The organism is Stenotrophomonas sp. NPDC078853 (assembly GCF_044901215.1).
GTDB classification, from domain to species: Bacteria; Pseudomonadota; Gammaproteobacteria; order Xanthomonadales; family Xanthomonadaceae; genus Stenotrophomonas; species Stenotrophomonas lacuserhaii.
In genome coordinates, this window is record NZ_JBJDOQ010000014.1 from 74332 (window position 1) to 98172 (window position 23841).

At 66.5% G+C, this 23841-nt stretch carries 24 protein-coding genes; 4 read left to right on the top strand and 20 right to left on the bottom strand.

Translation table 11 applies throughout. The features are described from left to right. Positions 1–8 precede the first annotated feature (8 nt). Positions 9–1238 (bottom strand): multidrug efflux RND transporter periplasmic adaptor subunit SmeD, encoded by a 1230-nt coding sequence (gene smeD / locus ACI2JH_RS14505; RefSeq protein WP_349999389.1) that lies wholly within the window; start codon positions 1236–1238, stop codon positions 9–11. Positions 1239–1416: 178 nt separating this feature from the next. On the opposite strand from smeD, the gene ACI2JH_RS14510 reads away from it, so the two are divergent. Next, the gene (locus tag ACI2JH_RS14510; protein WP_101098897.1) at positions 1417–2067 is read left to right on the top strand and encodes a TetR family transcriptional regulator; all 651 of its coding nucleotides are present in this window, start codon (positions 1417–1419) and stop codon (positions 2065–2067) included. Between the two features lie 68 nt (positions 2068–2135). Here ACI2JH_RS14510 and ACI2JH_RS14515 read toward each other — a convergent pair whose 3' ends face one another. The 14 genes from ACI2JH_RS14515 to ACI2JH_RS14580 all read right to left on the bottom strand — a co-directional run bounded on the left by ACI2JH_RS14515 (position 2136) and on the right by ACI2JH_RS14580 (position 15715). Then, positions 2136–4706, bottom strand: a complete 2571-nt coding sequence (locus tag ACI2JH_RS14515) for a fimbria/pilus outer membrane usher protein (RefSeq protein WP_404736558.1) — start codon at positions 4704–4706, stop codon at positions 2136–2138. A 103-nt stretch (positions 4707–4809) separates the two neighbouring features. Then, positions 4810–5556: a molecular chaperone gene (locus ACI2JH_RS14520; protein ID WP_182657343.1), complete on the bottom strand. Its 747-nt coding sequence runs from the start codon at positions 5554–5556 to the stop codon at positions 4810–4812. A gap of 79 nt (positions 5557–5635) precedes the next feature. After that, complete coding sequence (locus ACI2JH_RS14525) at positions 5636–6178, bottom strand: fimbrial protein (RefSeq protein ID WP_182657344.1); 543 nt, start codon at positions 6176–6178, stop codon at positions 5636–5638. Between the two features lie 275 nt (positions 6179–6453). Then, positions 6454–7005, bottom strand: coding sequence for a fimbrial protein (locus ACI2JH_RS14530; protein WP_182657345.1), 552 nt, complete (start codon positions 7003–7005; stop codon positions 6454–6456). Between the two features lie 331 nt (positions 7006–7336). Then, entirely contained in the window at positions 7337–8710 is a 1374-nt protein-coding gene (gene hslU / locus ACI2JH_RS14535) for an ATP-dependent protease ATPase subunit HslU (RefSeq protein ID WP_101098891.1), read from the bottom strand. Positions 8711–8792: 82 nt separating this feature from the next. Then, complete coding sequence (gene hslV, locus ACI2JH_RS14540) at positions 8793–9344, bottom strand: ATP-dependent protease subunit HslV (RefSeq protein ID WP_182657346.1); 552 nt, start codon at positions 9342–9344, stop codon at positions 8793–8795. 106 nt (positions 9345–9450) lie between these two features. Continuing rightward, a complete protein-coding gene (locus ACI2JH_RS14545) occupies positions 9451–9714 on the bottom strand; it encodes a fimbrial protein (RefSeq protein ID WP_404736559.1) in 264 nt (87 codons plus the stop codon). A 38-nt stretch (positions 9715–9752) separates the two neighbouring features. Then, the gene (locus ACI2JH_RS14550) at positions 9753–10058 is read right to left on the bottom strand and encodes a hypothetical protein (protein WP_404736560.1); all 306 of its coding nucleotides are present in this window, start codon (positions 10056–10058) and stop codon (positions 9753–9755) included. 168 nt (positions 10059–10226) lie between these two features. After that, positions 10227–11147 (bottom strand): tyrosine recombinase XerC, encoded by a 921-nt coding sequence (gene xerC / locus ACI2JH_RS14555; RefSeq protein WP_269801227.1) that lies wholly within the window; start codon positions 11145–11147, stop codon positions 10227–10229. Positions 11148–11152: 5 nt separating this feature from the next. Beyond that, on the bottom strand, positions 11153–11824 hold the full coding sequence (locus ACI2JH_RS14560) for a DUF484 family protein (RefSeq protein WP_101098889.1): 672 nt from the start codon (positions 11822–11824) through the stop codon (positions 11153–11155). Then, the gene (dapF, locus tag ACI2JH_RS14565; protein WP_182657374.1) at positions 11821–12633 is read right to left on the bottom strand and encodes a diaminopimelate epimerase; all 813 of its coding nucleotides are present in this window, start codon (positions 12631–12633) and stop codon (positions 11821–11823) included. Before dapF ends, ACI2JH_RS14560 begins: the two co-directional genes overlap by 4 nt. Positions 12634–12706: 73 nt before the next feature. Then, a complete protein-coding gene (locus ACI2JH_RS14570; RefSeq protein ID WP_349999396.1) occupies positions 12707–12985 on the bottom strand; it encodes a lipoprotein in 279 nt (92 codons plus the stop codon). 65 nt (positions 12986–13050) lie between these two features. After that, positions 13051–13476: a YbaN family protein gene (locus tag ACI2JH_RS14575; protein ID WP_404736561.1), complete on the bottom strand. Its 426-nt coding sequence runs from the start codon at positions 13474–13476 to the stop codon at positions 13051–13053. 127 nt (positions 13477–13603) lie between these two features. Further along, entirely contained in the window at positions 13604–15715 is a 2112-nt protein-coding gene (locus tag ACI2JH_RS14580) for a S9 family peptidase (protein WP_404736562.1), read from the bottom strand. Between the two features lie 101 nt (positions 15716–15816). Between ACI2JH_RS14580 and ACI2JH_RS14585 the strand changes: the two genes are divergently transcribed. After that, positions 15817–17019, top strand: coding sequence for a pyridoxal phosphate-dependent aminotransferase (locus ACI2JH_RS14585; RefSeq protein WP_404736571.1), 1203 nt, complete (start codon positions 15817–15819; stop codon positions 17017–17019). 57 nt (positions 17020–17076) lie between these two features. Here ACI2JH_RS14585 and ACI2JH_RS14590 read toward each other — a convergent pair whose 3' ends face one another. Both ACI2JH_RS14590 and ACI2JH_RS14595 read right to left on the bottom strand, forming a co-directional pair. Beyond that, complete coding sequence (locus ACI2JH_RS14590; RefSeq protein ID WP_404736563.1) at positions 17077–19179, bottom strand: prolyl oligopeptidase family protein; 2103 nt, start codon at positions 19177–19179, stop codon at positions 17077–17079. A 69-nt stretch (positions 19180–19248) separates the two neighbouring features. Next, a complete protein-coding gene (locus ACI2JH_RS14595) occupies positions 19249–19527 on the bottom strand; it encodes a hypothetical protein (protein ID WP_101098884.1) in 279 nt (92 codons plus the stop codon). Between the two features lie 218 nt (positions 19528–19745). Between ACI2JH_RS14595 and ACI2JH_RS14600 the strand changes: the two genes are divergently transcribed. Beyond that, positions 19746–20294 (top strand): lipocalin family protein, encoded by a 549-nt coding sequence (locus ACI2JH_RS14600; protein ID WP_404736572.1) that lies wholly within the window; start codon positions 19746–19748, stop codon positions 20292–20294. Positions 20295–20332: 38 nt separating this feature from the next. Here the strand turns inward: ACI2JH_RS14600 and ACI2JH_RS14605 are convergent, their stop codons facing one another. The 3 genes from ACI2JH_RS14605 to ACI2JH_RS14615 form a co-directional block, all read right to left on the bottom strand. Continuing rightward, positions 20333–21022, bottom strand: a complete 690-nt coding sequence (locus ACI2JH_RS14605) for a methionine ABC transporter permease (RefSeq protein ID WP_101098882.1) — start codon at positions 21020–21022, stop codon at positions 20333–20335. Next, a complete protein-coding gene (locus ACI2JH_RS14610; RefSeq protein ID WP_101098881.1) occupies positions 21019–22026 on the bottom strand; it encodes a methionine ABC transporter ATP-binding protein in 1008 nt (335 codons plus the stop codon). Before ACI2JH_RS14610 ends, ACI2JH_RS14605 begins: the two co-directional genes overlap by 4 nt. A gap of 336 nt (positions 22027–22362) precedes the next feature. Beyond that, positions 22363–23259 carry a DMT family transporter gene (locus tag ACI2JH_RS14615; RefSeq protein WP_404736564.1) on the bottom strand — a complete coding sequence of 299 codons (897 nt, stop codon included), beginning with the start codon at positions 23257–23259 and terminating at the stop codon, positions 22363–22365. 79 nt (positions 23260–23338) lie between these two features. Here ACI2JH_RS14615 and ACI2JH_RS14620 point away from each other — a divergent pair, with 79 nt between their 5' ends. After that, the gene (locus tag ACI2JH_RS14620) at positions 23339–23821 is read left to right on the top strand and encodes a YajQ family cyclic di-GMP-binding protein (RefSeq protein ID WP_057508881.1); all 483 of its coding nucleotides are present in this window, start codon (positions 23339–23341) and stop codon (positions 23819–23821) included. Positions 23822–23841: the final 20 nt, after the last annotated feature.

Below are 23841 nucleotides of genomic sequence, written 5' to 3' on the forward strand. Positions count from 1 at the left end.
TTCTCCGCTTACTGCGCGTCGGTGCCGGCCGGAGCCTGGGCGGGTGCGGCGGCGTCGGCTGACGCTGCGGCCGGGGCGGCGGCCTGCGGGGCGGCCGGCCTGGCCGGCTCGCTGCCCTTCTCGGTGGCCTGCACCGGCATGTCCGGCGCGATTTTCTGCAGCCCTTCGACGATCACCTTGTCGCCGGCCTGCAGGCCGTCTTCCACCAGCCACTTGTCACCCAGTGCGCGGCTCACCTTGACGGGGCGCACTTCTACCTTGCCGTCCTTGTTGACCACCATCGCGCTGGTATCGCCCTTGGCATCGCGGGCGATGCCCTGCATCGGCACCAGCACGGCACCATTGCGCACGCCGCCGCCGATCACCGCGCGCACGTACATGCCCGGCATCAGCACGCCTTCGGGGTTGGCCACCTTCACCCGCAGGCCGTAGCTGCCGGTGGTCGGATCCACGCTCACTTCGGAGAACTCCAGCGTGCCCTGCTGGTCGAAGGTGCTGCCGTCGTCCAGCAGGATGCTGACCGGCAGGGTCTGGTTGTCCTGCAGGCGCCCGGCAGCCAGTTCGCGGCGCAGCTGCAGCAGCTCGGCGGCGGACTGGGTCAGGTCCACGTAGATCGGGTCCAGCTGCTGCACGGTGGCCAGCGCTTCGGTCTGGGCGGCACTGACCAGCGCGCCCTGGGTAACCGATGACTTGCCGATGCGGCCGCTGATCGGCGCGGTGATGCGCGCGTAACCCAGCGTCACATTGGCCGCATCCAGCGAGGCCTTGGCAGCTCCTACATCGGCTTCGGCCTGCTTCTGCGCGGCGATCGCGTTTTCCAGGTCCTGCTTGCTGACCGCATCCACTTTGGCCAGTTCGGTGATGCGCGCCGCGCTCAGCTTGGAGGCATTGGCGGTGGCTTCGGCACGGGCCAGCTGGGCGCGCGCATTGTTGGATTGCGCGCGGTAGCTGGCATCGTCGATCTGGTACAGCGGCTGGCCTTCTGTCACCAGGCTGCCTTCGGTGAACAGGCGCTTGCCGACGATGCCGTTGACCTGCGGCCGCACTTCGGCAACCAGGAAGGCGGTGGTGCGGCCGGGCAGTTCGCGGGTCAGCGATACCGATTCGGCCTTCAGGGTGACCACGGTGACCTGGCCGGGGCCCTGCTGTTGGGGCTGGTCATCGCCACCGCCACAGGCGGCCACGGTCGCGGCGATGGCCAACGACAAGGCAAGGGGACGAATACGGGACAGGAGCATGGGGGAGGGTCTCGATGGCAGGAATTCGGTGGCGCCGAGCCGCGCTCGGCGGCCGTGGGCCCGCTGCGCTTCCAGGCGCAGCCGTGACCCTCGGCAATCATGGGCAGGAAATATACATACATGACTGTTTGTTTGTAAAGCGGTATGATCCGTTGATGTTTCGCGCAACTTCTGAGCAATGGCCCGAAAGACCAAAGAGGAAACCCAGGCGACCCGCGAAGGGATCCTCGACGCCGCCGAATCCTGTTTCCACGAGCACGGGGTAGCCCGCACCACGCTGGAGATGATCGGTGCGCGCGCCGGCTACACGCGCGGCGCGGTGTACTGGCACTTCAAGAACAAGATCGACGTGCTGGCTGCGGTGATCGAGCGCGTGCGCCTTCCCTTCATGCAGGAACTCGACCGCGCCGCCACCGAGTCACGTGACACCCCGGTGCTGGATCTGCGCTCGGTGATCCTGGGTTCGCTGATCGACCTGGCGCAGGACGAACGGCTGCGCAACACAATGGAGATCATGCTGCGCAGTGATTCATCGGCCGACAGCAAAGTGTTGGCCGACCTGCAGCAGGAAGGGTTCCGCGATGGACTGGAGCGCATGGCGCGCGCCCTGCGCCGGGCCGCACAACTGGGCCAGCTCAAGCCCGGGGCGAACCCCGAAGTGGCCGCGCGGATGCTGCACGCCACGGTACTGGGCGTGCTGCACGGGGCGATGGTGGAACCGGAGCTGATGGACATCCGCCGCGATGGGATGCTGGCGCTGGACATGACGCTGGCGGCGTATGTCAAAGAAGGCGTATTCGAGGCGGGCAGCGCGCCGGCGCCGCTGTAGCACTGGCCGCGGCCGCGCGCGCCTTGGCGGGATGCAGCCTGCGAAGCCGCGTCCCCGCCCCTGCCCCGTCAGCTTGAGGGCACCGCGCAGTTGGCGCTGATCAGCTCACCGTTGTTGCCCGCAGGCACTGCGTAGTCAATCACGCACTGCTGGCTTTCATCGGTTCCCAGGCGCACCGTCAAGCGGCCCGCTTCTTCGATGCCACGCACCCACAGGCGGCTGGCCTGGCCGACCACGCCCACCACCTCGCCTGCTTCGTTGTAGACATCGAACCCGAACGGCAACGCCCGTCCATCGGCCTGGAAGGCTTCGATCAACGCGCTGCGTCCGTTGCTGGTCGGGACCACCAGCTTGACCACCGCGCCGGCGGTGGGTACGCCGATGACGGACGTGGTCTTCAGCTCCACGTCCAACGGCAATCCCTTCGGATCCACCGTCACCTCATTGCGGCGGAACGGGGTCATGTACGGGACGACAGCGTACCCCTTCGCATTGGTCTTGACGCCCACGGTGCTGTCCAGCGCCGCACCTGCTGCGTCGGGTACCTGCACCAGCGCGATGGTGTCACCGAGCTGCTGGGCGAACGCCACGCCATCGCCATGCAGCACGATGCCACCGGTCGCGCCCAGGCTGAGCCCACGGCTGCCGGAGCTCTGGTTGTAGCCTGCGGTGAGCGTGGCCACCGATGCCTGGTAGCTGACGCCTGCGTCGTAGTTCGCGCCCGTACCGCTGTAGCGGCTGATCGATGCGTTGTAGCCGCCCTGGCGACGCTCGCCGAACGTGCCGGTGACACCGGCACGCTCATCGTCACGGCCATCGCTGCTGCGGTTGATCGCGGTGACCAGGCGCGGCGCGCTGCTGCGCGAACCCAGCGGCACGGTCACGTTCAGATGGAAACTGTTGCCTACGCGGCCTGCCCCGCCACCCAGGCTGCGTTCCAGGCTGCGCTGCGCCGACAGGCTGTAGCTGGCAGGGCCAATCCGGTCGGCGTAGCCCACCGAAAAGTTCGTGCGGCGCTGGTCCTGGCTCCAGTAATCCACGCTGCTGGCGCTGGCATACAGCGACGCTGCACCTTCGCCCAGACGCTGGTTCAGGTTGATATCCAAGCGCGAGCGCTGGCGGGCGAACAGGCGCCCGCCTTCACCATCGGCCATCTGTTGGCGCAGACGCGCCGCATCGCCCAGCGACAGATATCCCTGGGTCGAGAAGCGGTACGCGGCCATCGACAGAGTGGTCCCGGTCGCCGGAATATCCTTGCTGAAAGCCAGCCGGTAGGACTGGCCCTGCATGCGCGAACCCGACGCCGGCAGCGCGCCGCGCAACTGCGTGCGGGCCACCGTGACATCACCGGAGAACGCACCGAGGCGGGTGTTCAGCGCGCCGCCGAGCAGGCCCGCAGCATAACCATCGCTGGCGGTGACCCCAGCAAAACCGGTGAAACGGTTGCTCATCCCCTTGCGCAGGGTGGCTTCCAGCAATGCCGGGGTATCGCGCAGCCACGCGTCGTCCAGCGTGCCCACGGTGACGTTGAAGCGATGCTGGCCGGCGCGCAGCAGCTGCGGCACGGAAGCGAACGGCACCACGAAATGCTGCACACGGCCATCGTTCTCGATGACTTCCACGTCCAGGTCGCCGGCATAGGCGGTGCCGTACAGGTCATTGATCTCGAACGGACCGGCGGCGACGTTGGCCTGGTACAGCACCGCGTCGCGCTGGCGGATCACCACCCGTGCGTTGGTCTGTGCCACGCCGCGCACCGTGGGGGCATAGTCACGCTGCGACTGCGGGAGCATGCGCGGATCGGTCGCCACGCTGACGCCGCGGAAGCTGACCCCGTCGAACAGGTCACCGTTGGTGCTGGCTTCACCGATGGTCAGCTCGGTGCCCCAGGAGGCGATGGAACGCTGGGCGTAGCTGCGCCCAGCGCGGTACGACGTACCTTGGCCGCTGGACTGCGACAGGTACCCATCGTGGCGCACCCGCCAGGCTCCCAGGTTGACCCCGGCGTTGAGCATCGCGCTGGTCGACTGCCTTTGGTAGCCACGGCTCTGGATGCGCTGGTGGATGATGGAATAGCCCAGCGTCGCCGCATCGATGCCGTTATCCCACAGTTCCGGACTGACCCAGCCACGCGGATCACGGGACAGGTACGCCTGCGGGATGCTGACCTCCAGCGTCAGTTCGCTGGCCTCAAAGCGCATGCTGGCCTGTGGGATGAACGTGGAAAGGGACTCGCAGCTGACGGTGTCGGGCAACGGCTGGAGCTGGACCGGTTGGCCATCGCCATCGGTGGCGCTGCCCGGCTGCGGCAGCCGCGCCGGATCCACCCCGAGTACCTCCACCAGTTCCGGTGACAGGCATATGGCAGTCGAGCCGTTGTCCAGCGCGCGCAGCTCCACATCACGGCGCGCGACAACCACGCCATTGACCTTGATGTCGGCACTGTAGATGCCCGGCGCATCCTCGCCGCTCTCGAACCGGCTCAGATCCAGCGCACTGGCCTGCGAACCCTGCAGGAACTGCGCGTTGAACTCCACGTTGGGCGCCGCCCACGCCATGGCAGGAAACAGGGCACCCACCACGGCAAAGGCCAGGCGGCACGGATTCGGCGCTGACGATGTCGGGCTGCGGAACAGCATGGGCGGTCTCCAGGAAGGCATGCAGCGGCGACACCTGCCAGGGGCAGGCATCGGCGGGTGTGACATCGATCGGGGGGGGCGGAGCGGCGGACGATGCGACGGATCAGTTGCCCGCCAGCGGCACGGACTGGCCGATGCTGGCGCCGAAGTCGTTGATGTACTCGAACTGCACGTTGCCGCCCCCTGGACGTGCCGTCAGGCTGCCCAGTGCATAGCGTTGGGTGGACTGCGGCGCGATCATCTGCGGGTCGAGCGCGGGGTGGTCCACGCCCTGCACGCGCAGGCCCAGGGTGCCGACGTGCACGTAATACGGCGTGGGATTGGTGGCCTGCAGCGCCCAGCCCTTGCCATCGGGCACCAGGCTCCACTGCAGCTTCTGCGGCGCCGTGCCGGCGTCGTCCAGTCCGTTGGGGCGGTAGATCAGCTTGATGCGCGTGCGCAGGCTGAATTGCAGGTAGTTACCGGTGGCGATCTCGCCGTCCTGCGGTACCGGCGGGATATCCAGTACGTTGAGGTAATAGATGCTCTCGCGGTCCTGCGGCAGGTCACCGCCGGTAAACAGGATACGCAGCGACTGCGACTTGCCACCGTCCAGGCGGAACACCGGCGGACGCAGCACGAACGGGGTGACGCTCTCTTCCGGCGCGGCCAGTTTGTCACCGGCGTCGGTCCAGGCCTGCACCAGCGCTGCCTTCTGTCCGACGTTTTCCACGCGCACGGTGATCTCGCGCTGGTTGCCGGGGAATATCTGACGGGTGCCGTGCACGATGACGCCCGCGTCGGCCGAAACACTGGCCAGCAGCGAGGCGACAGCTACACAGCAGAGGAGTCCGGTACGGATCAGGTTCATGACAGGTCACTCGTTGCGGGCATGGGCCCAGGGTGGCCGGGGCCCGAAGGCCCCGACCGGTACTACGACGGCCGGTCGATTACTTGTAATCGATGGTGTAGCCGACGCTTGCGTTGACGTTGCCGGCGGTGGCGGCGCCCGTGGCGCGGTATTCGGCGGCGAAGTCGATCTGCTTGGTGGTCGCCAGGTCGATCTCAGCCGAACGCCACGGCGTGGCGAGGTCGATCGGCTTGTCGGCGGCGTCGCGCAGGGCGATCTGCACTTCAGTCGCCGCATCAACGGTGGCTGCATTGTTCAGGTAGCCGTTGCTCTGGTTGGCGTCGCGGTTCGGGTTCAGCTCGATGGCTGCATTGCCGCTGGTGCACTGGGCGTCGGAACCGCCGATCACCAGCGAAACGGCCTTCCTGCCGACCGTGGCACCGGCGCTCCCCAGCGCGGTGGTCGGCACGGTCGGCAGGGTCACGACGGGATCGGTGGTCAGGCCACCATTGTCCGGCCAGGTGATGTCGCAGGTGGTGGCCGTGATCTGGCCATTGAAGGTGATCGTGCCGCTCTGCGCCGAAGCGGAGAACGAGGCACCGATGGCCAGGGCGGCCGAGAGCGCGATAGCGAGCTTGTTCATGGAATCAGATCCTTGGTTGATCGGGTGGGAAAATCTGGTTGGCGGAATCCGGCGTGGGGCGGATGGGGGGCCGGCAGGACTGGCTTGTCCTTGCCACCTAATCTAGTAACCGGGCCGCCGGGATTTAATAGGACGGGGATGAAAGCTGGGCCACGGCGACACGGGCAGGCCCGCAATGGCACCCCGTTACGCGGGGGCCCGCCATCAGACGGGTCTGAACAGCACCGGGTTCGCGGCATCTGATTGGCGAGCCGCGTAGCGCCCGGCCCGGCGGCTCAGGGATAGTTGAGGGTGTAGCGCAGCGGGGCCTGGAAGGCGCCGGGCACGGCATCCTGGCTGTCGGCGTAGTACTCGGCATAGAAAGTGAACTCGGCGCCGCCAGCGGCTGCGGCAACCGGCCTCAGCACGACGCCGCCGGTCAGGTCGATCCGCGCATCCTGCGCATCGCGCAGGGCCACCACGGCGTTGGTACCGCCGCCCACGCCGATCCCCGTACTGCGCAGTCGCCCGTTGAGCAGGTTCGCCGAACGGTCGGTGTTCAGCGCAATCGCCAGGCGATTGCTCGAACACACCGGGTCAGCGCCCCTGATCCGTACGATGATCGGGGTGCGTCCCCTGCTCTGTCCTGACAGCAGCGAGTTCGACGTGATCGTCGGCAGGGTTACGGTCGCGTCATTGCCGACCACACCGTTGAAGGAGACTTCGCAGGTTACGGTCGAGACTGCTCCGTTGAAGGTGATGCCGCCACTCTGGGCCTGCGCCGTGGCGGTCGCGCCGAGCAGGATGAGCGCCAGCGTGAAAGGCAAGCGCATTGATGCAGTTTGCATGGAAGGTGCTCCTAGTTTCGTCCAAGGGCCATTCGCACCCGGGAACGGGCTGTTGCCGGGAAGGCCATCGTCGAGGAGCGCAGCCGCAAACAGACTAGGACGCGACGGAAGGCGCAGCGTCTGCGCCAGTTGTTCTGGATGCGATCACAGCAACAGTGTGAGCAGACGCACGTGCACGCGCGAATCGGCCGCAACGTAGGGCACCAAAGGTTCCGGCCGCGTCAGGGCGAGCACCGGTAGCGCCGAGCCATGGTCGGCGGGCGCAGCGGGCGAAGGCGCATGGCCGCCACGCCGGCAAAAGCAAAGGCCGCCTTTCGGCGGCCTTGCGGTATCAGAGAATGTAGCGGCTCAGATCAGGATCCTTGACCAGCTCACCCAGATGCTTGTCCACGTACGCGGTGTCGATGGCCATCGTCTCACCATCACGATCCGGCGCTTCATAGCTCAATGAATCCAGCAGGCGCTCCAACACGGTATGCAGTCGACGGGCGCCGATGTTCTCCTGCCGTTCGTTCACCAGGAACGCAATCTCGGCCAGCCGGTCGATGGCATCTTCATTGAAGCTGATCTTGACACCTTCCGTCAGCAACAGCGCTTCGTACTGCTTGGTCAACGCTGCCTTCGGTTCAGTCAGGATGCGTACGAAATCAGCCTTGGTCAGGGCCCCCAGTTCCACGCGGATCGGGAAGCGGCCCTGCAGCTCGGGGATCAGGTCACTGGGCTTGGCAAGATGGAAGGCACCGGAAGCGATGAACAGGATGTGGTCGGTCTTGACCGTGCCGTACTTGGTGGACACGTTGGATCCTTCCACCAGCGGCAGCAGGTCGCGCTGTACGCCCTCGCGGGAGACATCCCCGCCACCCACGTTGTCACCGCGTTTGGCGACCTTGTCGATCTCGTCGATGAACACGATGCCATGCTGTTCGCAGGCTTCGATCGCCGCAGTGCGCACCTCATCTTCGTTGACCAGCTTGGCGGCTTCTTCTTCCTGCAGCAGCGGACGCGCCGCCTTGATGGTGAGCGTGCGCTTGTTCGATTTGGCACCGCCCAGGTTGGCGAACATCGACTTCAGCTGCTGGCCCATCTCCTCCATGCCCGGCGGGGTCATGATATCCATGCTGACGTTGGCGGCGATCTCCAGTTCGATCTCGCGGTCGTCCAGCTCACCGTTGCGCAGCATGCGGCGGAACTTGATGCGGGTCTCATTGTCCTGCGAAGACGGTTCGTTGCGCGCCGCTTCCGGATCAAAGCCGATGCCACCGCTGCGACGTGGCAGCAATGCATCCAGGATACGGTCTTCGGCGCGCTCTTCGGCCTGCGTGCGCACGCGCACCTTGGCCTGTTCGCGGTACAGCTTGACCGCAGTGTCGGCCAGGTCGCGGATGATCTGCTCCACGTCCTTGCCCACGTAGCCCACCTCGGTGAAGCGCGTGGCTTCCACCTTGACGAATGGCGCGTTGGCCAACGTCGCCAGGCGGCGGGCGATCTCGGTCTTGCCGACGCCGGTCGGACCGATCATCAGGATGTTCTTCGGCATCACTTCATCGCGCAGCTCGGCCGGCAACTGCATGCGGCGCCAGCGGTTTCGCAGCGCGATGGCCACCGCGCGCTTGGCATCGTGCTGGCCGACGATATGGCGGTCCAGTTCCTGCACGATCTCGCGCGGGGTCATGGAAGCGGAGGTGTTCTCGAATTTGTTGGGCATGGGGTGCTCACGAATGAGGATGGCCGACTGGCGTCGGCACTAGCAGAACGATGGCCGACCAGGGTCAGCACTACCGGTGCGGTCAGAGCTCTTCGACCACCACGTTGCGGTTGGTGTAGATGCAGATGTCGCCTGCGATGCCGATGGCTTCACTGGCGATGGTGCGTGCGTCCAGTTCGGTATGCGCCATCAACGCGCGCGCAGCGGACAATGCATACGATCCGCCGGAACCGATGGCGATGATGCCGTCTTCCGGCTCGATGACATCGCCGGTGCCGCTGATGATCAGCGAGGTTTCCCGGTCGGCCACGGCCAGCAGCGCTTCGAGCTTGCCCAGCCTGCGTTCGGTGCGCCAGTCCTTGGCCAGCTCGACGGCGGCCCGCTGCAGCTGGCCATGCTTTTCAAGCTTGGCCTCGAACAGTTCGAACAGGGTGAAGGCATCCGCCGCTGCACCGGCGAACCCGGCCAGCACCTGGCTGTCACGGCCCAGCCGGCGCACCTTGCGTGCATTGCCCTTCATCACCGTGTGGCCGAGGGTGACCTGGCCGTCGCCGGCGATGGCCACATGCTCGCCGCGGCGGACGCAGACGATGGTGGTGGCGTGGAAAACTGTGGGGTTCTGGCTGGGGTCCATGTGGCCTCCGGTAAGCTGTGCGAAGGACATGGGGCCAGCGCCGGCCGCCATCAAGCGGCTACGGTAGGAAGCCGTTCATCCGGCTGCCCGCTGTCCCACCCTGGGCTCAGTCATACACCAGGACGTACTCCACCTGTGCCGTCACCGTGCCCGGCTGCGCCGCTGCCGTGGCGTGGTAGGTAGCCCACCAGCTGAGCACGCCCATTCCGTTTTCATCGATGGGTATGGGCAGCGAGTTCGCGTTGGTGATCAACTGCACGTCCTGGAACGCGGCGTTGAGCACCACCACGTCCACGTTGCGTGCGGTGCCCTGGTTGCTCAGCCGGCCCGCCTCGTTGCTGTGCCCTACGCTGCGGAACATCGCACGCACGCTGGCCTGCTGGCACGGGTGCTCGCCGCTGCCGACGATCAGATGGAAGGGAATCGTCGTCCCGCGTCGCCCGGCCCGGTCAACAGCGCCTGGCGTGTGGAAGGCAGGCGGACCACCATGTCCGGGCCGGTGCTGGGGACATCGCTGATCCCTTCGACAACGCAGGTCGTGGCAATCACCCGGCCGGTGAGCGAGACGGCTCCGTCCTGCCCCGCCGCTCCCGTTGCCAAGGCGCTCATCGCCAATCCCAACGCCACCTTGATCATCCGCACGAACCTGTCTCCCGATGCCTGTTGCACGTCGCCCAACTGCTTTACCCAGACCGGACGAGTGATGGCCGGCAAGCATCTGGTTTTCGAAGCGCAGGGTGCATAAGACGCGACTGAGGCAGCGCGATGTCCAGACAGATGCACCTCATCCAGCCATCATTGGACGCGTCTGCCACGATGCGACGTCCCTGCTGCTGCGGGGAGGCGTGGCCTGGCAGTCGGTACCCGGCTGGACGCGTCGCGTCAGCCCGGCGCGTCGTCCTCGGAGGATCCGGCGGCAGGCGTGCTGCCACGCTGTCGCTTTGCCCGCGGATGCGCCGCGTCGTACACCTTGGCCAGGTGCTGGAAGTCCAGGTGGGTGTAGATCTGCGTGGTTGCGATGTCGGCGTGCCCCAGCAGTTCCTGCACACCGCGCAGGTCGCCGGAAGATTCCAGGATGTGGCTGGCGAAACTGTGCCGCAGCATGTGCGGGTGCACGTGCTTGAACAGGCCCTGGCGCTGCGCCAGCTGCTTGATGCGTACCTGCACGGCACGCTGGCTGATGGCACCATTGCGCCCAGGGAAAACAGGCGCTGCGGGGGCAGCGTTGGTTTCTGCACGCCACGCTTCCAGCGCCTCGCGCGCGGGGCGCCCGAACGGTACCCGGCGCTGCCGGTTGCCCTTGCCCAGCACGTTGACCAGGCCGCTGGCGAAATCCAGGTCGCGCCAGGTCAGTGCGCACAGTTCGCTCAGGCGCAGGCCGGAGGAATAGAACAGTTCCAGCAGCGCGCGGTCGCGCCTTCCCAGTTCACCATCAGGAGGCAGTTCGACCAGACGCACTGCCTCGTCGGCGTCGAGCACCTGCGGCAGGCGCCGTGGTGCACGTGGGGCCTTCAGTCCAAGCGTCGGATCGACCTGCAGCCGGCCATGCTTGAGCTGCCACGCGTAATACCCCCGGCAGGCGGACAGGCGCCGCTGCAGGCTCTTGGCCGACAACCCCCGACGATGTTCGTCGGCGACGAAGCCGCGCAACTGCTCTCCGTCCAGCGCATCCACGCTGCAGTCGCGCGCCTCGGCCCAGCGCTGCAGCGCGTCCAGGTCACGCCGGTAGGCATCCAGCGTGTGCGCCGACATGCGGCGCTCGACCGTCATGTACTGCAGGAATGCCGGCACCGCATCGTTCACGGCGATCAGCCGAACCGCTTCAAGGCCACGACCAGCGATTCGCCCATCATGCGCAGGAACAGCGTGCCCATGCCCGGGTAGAACCGGTTGGGATCGTGGCTGCCCACGGCGATCAGGCCGACGCCGGGAAGCGGCAACAGCGCCGTGGTCTGGATCTCCTCGGCACGTGCGCCGTACAGCACCGCATTCTTCTCCGGCTGCAGGCGGCCGCAGATCGGCTCGCCGTCTTTCAGGCAATCGCGGAACGGGCCCAGCAGCGGGCTGTCGGCAGCCAGCACCTGCAGCCACGGCGCCTGCTCCAGGCCGGGCACCGGCACGTGCACGACCAGCCGCACCAGGTCGCCATCGAAATCTTCTTCCAGCGTCGCGGCCATCGCGCGCAGCGTATCGGCTGAGCTGTCCTGCTTCATCAACGCCAGGGTCAGCTGGTGGGTGCGCACGGCCAGCCGCTCGTTCACCTGCGCGGTGTGGCCCAGGTCCGCCAGCCGACGCGACAGCTCGCGGTTCTTGTCGCGCAGCACGTCCAGCTGATAGCTGGCCAGCGACGCGGTGGGGCCGTCATCGCGCGGCACCACCAGGGTCAGGGCAAGGTCCGGGAACTGTTTCAGGAAGCCCGGATGCCGCCGCAACCAGGCGGCAACCTCGTGGCCGGCGAGCTTTTCCGTACTGTCACTCATGCATTCCACTCCCCTTCGAAGACGAATGCGCTGGGTCCGGACATCAGCACTGGCTGGCCTTCACCGGCCCACTGGATGCGCAGCTCGCCACCGGGCAGGCTGATCCGTGCATCGGGGCCGAGGCGACCACGCCGCATCAGCGAAACCGCCGCCGCGCAGGCACCGCTGCCACAGGCCAGGGTCTCGCCGACACCACGTTCGTACACCCGCAGCCGCGCATGGTCGTGCTCCAGCACCTGGGCAAAGCCCACGTTGACCGATTCCGGGAACGAGGCATGCTGCTGCAGCGAGGCGCCCAGACGCTCCACCGGTGCGGCATCGACCAGGCCGACTTCGATCACGGCATGCGGATTGCCCATCGACACCGCCCCGAAGCGGACGGTCTCGCCCTGGAGGGGCAGCAGGTATTCATCGCGCGGGCGGGCGAAGCCGATCAGCGGAATCTGCGCCGGTTCAAAGACCGGCACGCCCATTTCCACTGAAAAACGATCCTCGCCCAGCGTACGCACCGTATGCGTGGCCAGCGGGCTGTCGATGGCGAACTCACTGTCCGCGGTATCGCCATTGCGGACCAGCCAGGCGGCCACGCAGCGTGCGCCGTTGCCGCACTGCTGAGAGCTGCTGCCGTCCGAATTCCAGATCCGGTAGGACGCCACCGACGTGGGCGCCCGCGGTGGCTCGATGGTGATGATCTGGTCGCAGCCGACGCCGGTATGCCGGTCGGCCAGCCGCGCGGCCAGCTGCGGCGAAGGCGGCGCGGTGCCGTCGCGCAGGTCGATCATGACGAAATCATTGCCTGCGCCGTGCATCTTGCTGAAACGCAGTGGGGTGCCGTGCGGATGTTGACGGCCAGCGGCCGCCGCTACCGCATCCTGTGCTGCATCACTCATTGTTGTCGCCGGCGCCATCGTCGATCTGCGGCGTCACCGGGTCCGGAACGGTGCTGGGATTGCCCGCATCGGTGTCCTGGGTGGCAGGCGGGGTGGCTTGCCCCTGCGTGGCATCATCGGCGGCGGGCACGTCGACCGGCTCGGCGACTTCTTCCACCGGCACCGGCTTCTGCGGCATTACCAGCGGACCCTTGTTGCCACAGGCGCTGAGGAACAGCAGCGCGGACGCTGCCAGCGGAATCAGGATGAGGGTTCGGCGGGGATTGTTCATGCCCCGAGTGTAGCGCCGAGCCCTGCCCTTCGTCGCCCACCGCGCCCGCCCCGCAGCGGATGGATTCACGCTCCAGCAGGGGGTAGCGGACGCATCCACAACCACCCGCACACCACCATCATGCTGCCGATGGAGATCCCCTTGACCCAGGCCACCGGCACGCACCAGAGCATGATGCCGGCACAGACCGCCATGGTCAGCGTGGCCATCCATTTGCCACGGCGGCTGACCGCCCCGTGCGCCTGCCAGTTGCGGATCGCCGGGCCGAATCGCGGGTGGCCGAGCAGCCAGCCGTGCAGCCGTTCGGAACCGCGCGACGCCGCCCAGGCCGAAATCAGGATGAACACGGTAGTGGGCAGGCCCGGCACGAAGATACCGACGATGCCGGTGCCCAGGCTGGCATAGGCCAGCAACCACCACGCCCATTTGAAGCGCGCCCGGCGCGCAGGCGCCGGGGCGTCATGATCAGCAGGACGGTCAGGCGTGTTCATGCCAGCAAGGATACGGTAGTGACAGCCGCTGGTTGGGTGGGTGACGACCGTTGGTCGTCACGCTCTTCGGCCCGGCACAGTGACGACCAACGGTCGTCACCCACCAGCGGCCGTCACGACCGGGCAATCAGGGGCCCGGAACGCCCAGCTGGTCCAGCACGAACGCATACGATTCGGCCAGTTCCTGGTAACGCTGGAAGCGCCCGGACTTGCCACCGTGGCCGGCTTCCATGTTGGTGCGGAACACGATCGGATGGGTACCGGTATTGTCATCGCGCAGCTTGGCCACCCACTTGGCGGGCTCCCAGTACTGCACCTGCGAATCCCACAGGCCGGTGCCCACGAACAGCGCCGGGTAGGCCTGCCTGGCCACGTTGTCGTACGGTGAGTACTTCAGCATGTAGTCGTAGAACGGCTTCTGCTCCGGGTTGCCCCACTCGTCGTACTCGTTGGTGGTCAGCGGGATGGTCGGGTCGAGCATGGTGGTCACCACGTCGACGAACGGCACCTGGGCGACCATCACCCGGTAGTCCTGCGGCGCCTGGTTGGCCACCGCGCCCATCAGCAGGCCACCGGCGCTGCCACCGGAAGCGGCCACGCGGTCATTGGCCGCCCAGCCCTGCTGCACCAGACCACGGGTGACGTCGATGAAGTCGTTGAAGGTGTTCTGTTTGTTCAGCAGCTTGCCGTCTTCGTACCAGTCGCGCCCCATCTCCTGGCCGCCACGGATGTGCGCGATGGCATACACCACGCCACGGTCGAGCAGGCTCACCGCGGTCTGGTTGAAATAGGGGTCCATCGACATGCCGTAACTGCCGTAGGCGTACTGGAACAACGCGGCGGTCCCGTCCTTCTGGAAGCCCTTGCGGTACACCAGGGAGACCGGCACCTTCACGCCGTCGCGCGCGGTGATCCACACACGGTCGGTTTCATACTTCGACGCGTCATAGCCGATCACCGGCTGCTGCTTCAGTTGGCGGCGCTCGCCGCTCTGCGTGTTGATCTCGAACACCGTGGTCGGGGTGGTCATCGAGGTGTACGCGTAGCGCAGCCACGGCGTATCGGCTTCGGTGTTGTCGTCCAGGCCCATCGAATACGCCGGCTCATCGGCCTTCACGTAATCGGTGCGACCGTCCTTGAACAGCAGGCGGATGCGCTCCAGGCCTTCGGAACGTTCGGCAATGGCGGTGAACGCATCGAACAGTTCGAAGCCTTCGATGTACACCGCCGGGTCGTGCGCGATCCAGTCCTTCCACTGCGCACGCGAGGTCGCATCGGTCGGCGCGGTGACCAGCTTGAAGTTCTTGGCCCCGTCGTTGGTACGGATCACCCAGCGACCATCGAAGTGGTCCGCATCGTATTCCACTTCGCGGTGGCGCGGCGCCAGCACGGTGAAGGTGGTTGGATCGCTGGCCGGCGCATAGCGCTCTTCGGAGGTCACCGTGCTGTGCAGGCCGATGGTGATGAAGCGGTCGTCGCGCGTGCGGCCGATGCCCATGTAGAAGCTGTCGTCCTGCTCTTCGTACACCACCACATCGCTGCTGGCCGGCGTGCCCAGCACGTGCTTCTTCACCCGCACCGTCAGCAGGGTTTCCGGATCGTTCTCCACGTACAGCACGGTGCGGTTGTCATCGGCCCACACCAGGTTGCCGGACGAACCGGTGATGGTGTCCGGCAGCACCTCACCGGTGCGCAGGTCCTTGAAGCGGATGACGTACTGGCGACGGCCCACGTCATCGTCGGCCCAGGCCAGCAGCTGGTTGTCCTGGCTGACCTCCATCGTGCCGACGCTGAAGTAGCCCTTGCCGGCCGCCATCTGGTTGACGTCCAGCAGGATCTCTTCGGCCGCCTGCATGTCGCCCTTGCGGCGCGCATGGATGGGATAGTCCTGGCCGGTCTCGAAACGGCTGTAGTACCAGTACCCGCGCTCCCGCGCCGGTACGCTGGAATCGTCCTGCTTGATGCGCGCGACGATCTCCTTGTACAGGGTCTCCTGCAGCGGCTTCAGCGGCGCCACCACCTGGTCGGTGTAGGCGTTCTCGGCCTGCAGGTAGGCCAGCATCGCCTTGTCTTCGCGCTTGTCGTCGCGCATCCAGTAATAGTCGTCGTTGCGGCTGGCACCGAACGGGGCCTTGACCACGTGCGGGCGCTTTTCGGCGTCCGGCGCGACGGGCGGGGGGGCGGCGTGGGTGGTGGTGGTCATCAGGCTCGCAAGCAACAGGCAGAGGGTGGACTTCACGAAGTAAGGCTCCTGGGACGGGATTGCAACGGCTTCCTTGAACCGCCAGTCTGGGCGTACGGGTGGCAGTGGACAAGCCTGCCGTTGGTCACCGGCGTACCATGGGCGGCATGAGCCCCCTGCATGACGACAAGCGACCGGCCTACAGCCGGCGCAGCCACGATATCGCCCCCTTCCACGTGATGTCCCTGCTGGCGCGTGCGCAGGCGCTGGAACAGGCCGGCCACGATGTGATCCATCTGGAAATCGGCGAGCCGGACTTCACCACCGCCGCACCGGTGGTGCGTGCCGGGCAGGTCGCACTGGCCGCCGGCCACACCCGCTATACCGCCGCGCGCGGCCTGCCTGCGCTGCGCGAAGCGATCGCCGGTTTCTACCGCCGCCAGTACCACCTGGATATCGACCCGCAGCGGATCCTGATCACCCCGGGCGGTTCCGGCGCGCTGCTGCTGGCCAGCAGCCTGCTTGTGGACCCGGGCAGGCAGTGGCTGCTGGCGGACCCGGGTTATCCGTGCAACCGGCATTTCCTGCGTCTGGTGGAAGGCGGCGCGCAACTGGTGCCGGTCGACGCCGGCACGGCTTACCAGCTCACTCCAGACCTGGTGGCCACGCACTGGAACGAACACAGTGTCGGGGCGCTGCTGGCCTCGCCCGCCAATCCCACCGGCACGGTGTTGTCGGCATCGGAGCTGGCGGCGCTGTCGCAGGCGCTGCACGCGCGGGGTGGGCACATGGTGGTGGATGAGATCTACCACGGCCTGACCTACGGCATGGACGCGGCCAGCGTGCTGCAGGTCGACGACTCGGCCTTCGTGCTGAACAGCTTCTCCAAATACTTCGGCATGACCGGGTGGCGACTGGGCTGGCTGGTGGCACCGCCGGCCGCAGTGCCGGAACTGGAGAAGCTGGCCCAGAATCTGTACATCAGCGCCTCCAGCATCGCCCAGCACGCCGCGCTGGCGTGCTTCGAAGACGAAGCGATGGCGATCTTCGAACAGCGCCGCGAAGCCTTCCGGCAGCGACGTGATTTCCTGCTGCCGGCGCTGCGCGAACTCGGTTTCCGCATCGAGCTGGAACCGCAGGGCGCGTTCTACCTGTACGCGGATGTCAGTGCATTCACCGACGACGCGCAGGCGTTCTGCGCGCATTTCCTGGAAACCGAGCACGTGGCGTTCACCCCCGGCCTGGATTTCGGCTTCCACCGGGCCAACCAGCATGTGCGGCTGGCCTATACGCAGGAAATCCCACGCCTGCAGGAAGCGGTGGAACGGATCGCGCGCGGGCTGCGTACGCTGCCCCGGTAGTGACGGCCGTCACTACTGAAAGAAAAACGCCGCCCGGAGGCGGCGTCTTTCATTCCGTCATTTACCGCCCAGGCGCTCCCACAGGAAGCTGTAGGCCAGTGCGGACATGTGCGCGGCCTGCGCATTGTTCGCCGCACCGCCATGACCGCCTTCGATGTTCTCGTAGTAGGTCACGTCCTTGCCGGCGTCGATCATCTTCGCCGCCATCTTGCGCGCATGGCCCGGATGCACGCGGTCATCGCGGGTGGAAGTGGTGAACAGCACCGGCGGGTACGTCTTCTTCGCATCGAACAGGTGATACGGCGAGAACGTCTTGATGTACTCCCAATCGGCGGTGTCCGGATTGCCGTATTCGGCCATCCACGAGGCACCGGCCAGCAGATGGCTGTAGCGCTTCATGTCCAGCAGCGGCACCTGCACCACCACCGCACCGAACAGCTCCGGGTACTGGGTCAGCATGTTGCCGGTCAGCAGGCCGCCATTGCTGCCGCCCTGCACGCCCAGGTGCCTGGCCGAAGTGATCTTCCGCGCGACGAGATCGCGCGCGACCGCGGCCATGTCCTCATACGCCTTGTGGCGGTTCTGCTTCAGCGCGGCCTGGTGCCAGCGCGGCCCATATTCGCCGCCGCCACGGATGTTGGCGACCACGTACACCCCGCCCTTTTCCAGCCACGCACGGCCCATGCCGCCGGAATAATTCGGGGTCAGCGAGATCTCGAAACCACCATAGCCGTACAGCAGGGTCGGGTTCGAACCATCGCGCGGCATGTCCTTGGCGTGCACCACGAAGTACGGCACGCGGGTGCCGTCCTTGCTGGTGGCGAAGTGCTGTTCGATGACCTTGCCTTCGGCATCGAAGAACGCCGGCATCGTCTTCAGCACCTCCGGCTTGCTGCCGATCTCGGCCAGCGCCAGGGTGGTCGGGGTCAGGTAATCGGTGGCGGTCACCCACACGGCGTTGCTGTCGTTGCTGTCCACCGCGCCGACACCCAGCGTGCCGAATGCCGGCGCACCGACGAACTCACTGCCGGTCCAGCCGTTGGCGCCGGGGGTCAGCACGCTGAGTCGGTTCTTGACGTCGTCCAGCACGTTCAGCACCACGTGGTCCTTCGTCCACACCGCACCGGCCAGCGAGGTGGTGTCGGTCGGGGCGAACAGCACGTCGAAATCGCGCTTGCCGGCGAGGAAGTCCTCCAGCCTGGCCGCCAGCAGCGAGCCGGCCGCGTAGGTCTTGCCACCCACCGTCCACGGCTCGCGCAGCTCCAGGCTCAGCCACTGCTTGTGCAGGCCCTTTTCAGCCGAGTTCGGCGCCTCAATCTTGCTCAGCTTGCCATCGTCGGCGCGCAGGTACAGCTCGTTGTTGTAGAAGGCCAGCGTGCGGCTGACCAGGTTGCGTTCGAAGCCCGGGGTGTCATCGTGAACGGCCGCGATGTACATGTCGTCCGGCTTGCCTTCATACACCACCTGCGCCGACGCCAGCGGCGTGCCGCGCTTCCACAGCTTGGCTACCCGTGGGTAACCGGAGGTGGTCATCGAGCCATCGCCGAAATCGGTATAGACGAACACGCTGTCACGGTCGACCCAGCCCAGCCCGCCCTTGGATTCGGGCCGGAAGAAGCCATCGGTGACCCAGCTGCGGCTGGCCAGGTCGAACTCACGGGTGACATCGGCATCGGCGCCGCCACGCGACAGCGCGATCAGGCAACGGTCGTACTCCGGCCGCAGGCATTCCACGCCGTGCCACACCCAGTTCTCGCCTTCGGCCTTGTTCAGCGCATCCAGGTCGATCACCGTTTCCCACTGCGGCGACGCCTTGCGGTACTCGGCCAGGGTGGTGCGGCGCCACAGCCCGCGTTCGTGCTGCTTGTCTTTCCAGAAGTTGTAGTAGTACTCGCCGATCTTCTCCACGCCGGGAATCTTGGCGTCCGAATCGAGCACTTCACGGATGCTGGCTTCCATCTGGGCGAACGCTGGCGACTGCGCAAGACGGGCTTCGGCCTTGGCATTCTGCTCTTTCACCCATGCCAGCGGCTTGTCACCGGCAACCTCTTCCAGCCAGGCGTACTGATCATTCTGTTCAGTTTCAGCGGCCACGGCGGTCCCCACCGAGGCAGCGGTCATCATGCCGGCCAGCAGGCAGGCGGAAGCGAGTCGTGACATTGCGGTTCCAGGCAGTCATAAGCTGCAGAACGCTATCACAGGGCCTGCGCCCTGCCCCCGTGTCGAAGGTCAGGCCGTACGGACCGCGCGCGTTCCCCGCCGCCGCGCCTGCACGCGCCGGCGTTGCCAACGCGGCAGGGGGAAGCGCAGCAGCGACCACCAGGCCACCAGCGGCATGCCCAGCAGCCACAGCGGCATCCAGCCAAGCCAGCCGGTGCTGCCGCGCGCGGCCGGCCACACCAGCACCATCGCCAGCCCGGCCAGCGCGGCGTGCCTGACGCATCGCAGCAGGCGCGGGTCCGGACCGGTGTCCGGCGAAGGAGAGCGGGCAGGCTGACGTGGGCGCATGGAGGTCTCCGAAGGCGAAAAAGGGTTTCGAGTCGCCACCTTGCCCCTGTCGTTTCTCACCAGCTGCGACATCTCACGGTCAGACACCATTGACGAATCCCTCGCGCGCATTCGACCATGCTTGCGCAAGCCCTCCTGGAGCCCGCTTTCCCATGCCGTCGATCCGCCCGTTGTGTGCTGTCCTGCTGACCACCCTGATCGTCGGGCCGGGTTGTGCGATGTTCCGTTCCAGCGCGTCCAGCGCGCCGGATCCGGTGGCCGTGGCCGATCAGGACGATCGGGGGGCGCCGATCAACCTGCAGCGCTTCATGGGCACCTGGTATGTGATCGGGCGCGTGCCGAATTTCATTGAACGCGGCCATGTCGCCAGCGTCAATGAATACACCCTGCGCGAGCCGCAGAAGATCGGCATCACGTATCGCTATCGCGATGGCTTCAGTGAACCGCTGCAGGAAATCCAGGCGCGCGCCTCGGTCGACGAAGACAGCGGCAACCACGACTGGCGCACCTGGTTCTACCGCGTGGTACCGACCCATTCGCGCGTGCTGGAAGTGGCACCGGATTATTCATGGGCGCTGGTCGGCTATCCCGGCCGTGAGATGGCGTGGATCTTCGCGCGCAAGCCCGAAATGGAAAACGGTCTGTACAAGAAGCTGGCCGAACGCCTGCGCGACGAGTACGGGGTAAACACCGACAAGCTCAAGCGGGTGCCGCAGCAGCGCAGCCAGGTCGACAAACTCGGCTACGAAGTGCCCAACCAGCGCTGAGCGTCGGCCACCGCGCCGGGCACGACCCGGCGCTGGGGTCATTTCCGGCTGTAGTGCGCGACCAACCTGTCGCCCAGCATCTGCAGCAGCTGCACCAGCACCAGCAGCAGCACCACGGTGACCAGCGCCACGTCGGTATGCGAGCGCTGGTAACCATCGCGGAATGCGAGATCACCCAGGCCACCGGACCCGATCGCACCGCCCATCGCCGTGAAACCGATCAGTGCCACGGTGGTCACCGTCGCGCCGGCGATCAGGCCCGGGCGGGCTTCGGGCAACAACACGCGGCTCACCAGCTGCCAGGTGGTGGCGCCCATTGCCTGAGTGGCCTCGATCACCCCGCGGTCCACTTCGCGCAGCGCCGTCTCCACCAGCCGCGCGTAGAACGGCGCTGCCCCGATCACCAGCGGCACGATGGCACCACGCACACCCAGCGAGGTGCCCATGAGCCCCAACGTGACCGGAATCAGCACGATCATCAGGATGATGAAAGGCACCGAACGCAGCAGGTTCACCACCAGCGCCAGCGCCCCGTAGGCAACCGGCCTGCGCCGCAGTTGTGGTGAGCCGAACAGGTACAGCAGCACGCCGAGCGGCAGGCCGATGGCCAGGGTCAGCGGCAGCGACCCGGCCAGCATCAGCAGCGTGTCGACGGTGGCCTGTCCGATATCGGCCCATTTGCCGGCGTCCAGGTGGCGGAAGAAGCCGCCGTTGCTTGCGAAGATCATCGGCGCAATTCCTCTACGTGCACGCCGGCAGCGGCGAATGCCTGTTGCGCAGCAGCCTGGTCGCCGCCGACCAGCGACACGATCAGCTGCCCGTACGGGGTGTCCTTGATGCGGTCGATGCGGCCTGACAGGATGTTGTAATCCACGCCGGTCTGGCGGGCGACGCTGCCCAGCAGCGGTTGGTAGGTGTCAGCACCAAGGAACGTCAGCCGCACGATGGTGCCGCCAACGGTATCGAAATCACCGTGCAGCGTGCCCTCGTCGATGTGCTCGGATTCGCTGACGAAACGGCGCGTGGTCGGATGCTGCGGATGCAGGAACACATCGGTGACCGGCCCCATCTCCACCAGTTCACCAGCATCAAGCACTGCCACGCGGTCGCAGACCCGACGGATCACATCCATTTCGTGGGTGATCAGCACGATGGTCAGGCCCAGTTCCCGGTTGATCTTCGACAGCAGCCCAAGCACCGAAGCGGTAGTCTGCGGATCCAGTGCACTGGTGGCCTCATCGCACAGCAGGATCCGTGGGCCGGTGGCCAGCGCGCGCGCGATGCCGACCCGCTGCTTCTGCCCACCGGACAGCTGTGCCGGGTACTTGTCCGCATGCGCCTGCAGGCCGACGGTCTGCAGCAGTTCGGCCACCCGGGCGTCGATCTGCGCCCGTGGCGTGCCGGCCAGCTCCAGCGGGAAGCCGACGTTGGACGCTACGGTGCGCGAGGACAGCAGGTTGAAGTGCTGGAAGATCATCCCGATGCGCCGACGCAGCGCACGCAGGCCGGCTGCATCCAGGGCGGTGACGTCTTCCCCTTCGATGAGCAGGCGGCCGCCGCTGGGCTCCTCCAGCCGGTTGATCATGCGGATCAGGGTCGATTTGCCCGCGCCGGAGTGGCCGATGATGCCGAACACTTCGCCGGACTCGACGGTCAGGTCCAGGGGCTGCAGCGCACTGACGGCGCGGCCGGCCACGGCATAGGATTTGTGCAGGCGCTGGAACTCGATCACGGCAGCAGCTCACCGGATGGGCGTTGGAGGGGGGCGTGCAGCCTACCAGCGCGGACGGTCTTCCGCCTATGCCGGTGAGACGAATGATATTCCGGATGGTTCTAAGCCACGTGACAGGCCTCCCGCGCGGCGAACTGCCGCCTTCGCCATGGCCGGTCCCAAGCCCGCCCCGCCCGGCCGCCGCCCCCAAGAACCAGTGGAGGCGCGGACTGCGCGATAGGAGGCGACGGAATCAGGTGTTCCTGGCCGGGCTGGCGAGGATCGAGACCGTGGTGGGCGACGACAAGCGGGCGCTGCATAGCACCGGCAGCCTCGCCTCGGAAATGCCCACCGGCCTCAAGGATGATCCAGTGGCTTCGGTGGCTGCTGGCGGTTCACCCGCTCACGGTGCAGCAGGTACAGGCCTGACGCCACGATGATGGCCGCGCCACTCCAGGTCCACGCATCAGGCAACTGCTGCCAGAACAGCAGATCCCAGCCGATCACCCAGACCAGTCCGGTGTACTCCAGTGGCGCGATCATCGACGCTTCGCCCAGCTGGAAGGCCCGGGTCAGCGCGATCTGTCCCAGTGCGCCGGCCAGTCCCATGCCAGCCACCAGCGGCGCATCGGCCAGCTGCATCGGCACCCACTCCGGCCAGGCCAGTGCACCGGCCCCGATCCCCATGATCACCAGGAACCACACCACCATCGACTGCGAGGTGTCGGTGCGGGTCAACAGGCTGACGGTGATGGCGGCCACCGCATACGCCGTGGCCGCCAGCAGCACCATCAGCCCGGGGATGGAAATGAACCCGTCCACGCCGGGCCGCAGCACCACGATGACCCCGAGCAGGCCGATGCCGATGGCCACCCAGCGCCGCGGCCCGACACGCTCGCCCAGCAGCGGCACCGACAGCGCGGCGATGATCAGCGGGGCGACGAAATAGATGCTGTAGGCCGTTGAAAGCGGCAGGTCGCGCAGCGCGAAGACGAAGCAGCCGATCATCACCATGCCCAGCACGCCGCGCAGCAGGTGCAGGCCCCAGCGCTTTGGAATCAAGGAACGCGGCCCGGCACTGGCAAGCACCCAGACCAGCACGAACGGCAGCGAGGCGGCGCCGCGCAGGAAGGTCACCTGCAGCGAAGGGTATCCGGCCGCCAGCTGCTTCATGCCCGCGTCCATCAGCGAGAAACAGGCGACAGCGGCAACCATCCAGATGACGGCGCGCGAAGGGGAGGCGGGGGCGTTCATGGCCCATTATCGCCCTGCCACGCCGACCTTCCAAGGCGGGTTGGGTAGAATGGGGGGCACTGAATCCAGGAGTTTCCCCATGCCCTCTTTCGACGTCGTCTCCGAAGTGGACAAGCACGAGCTGGTCAATGCGGTCGACCAGGCCAACCGTGAACTGACCACGCGCTTTGATTTCAAGGGCGTGGCCGCGAAGTTCGAGCTGGAAGACAGCGTGATCTCGCAGAGCGCTCCCAGCGAGTTCCAGCTGCAGCAGATGACCGACATCCTGCGCGCCCGGATGGCCGCCCGCCAGATCGACACCAAGAGCCTGGAATTCGGCGAGGTGGAAACCAACGTCGCCGGCGCGCGGCAGAAGATCACCGTCAAGCAGGGGATCGAGCAGAAGATCGCCAAGAAGATCGCCGCCACGCTGAAGGAAGCCAAGCTGAAGGTGGAAAGCCAGATCAACGGCGACAAGCTGCGGGTGAGCGGCAAAAAGCGCGATGACCTGCAGGACGCGATGGCCCTGCTGCGCAAGAACGACTTCGAACTACCGCTGCAGTTCGACAACTTCCGCGACTGATCGCCGACTTCTCCGCCAGC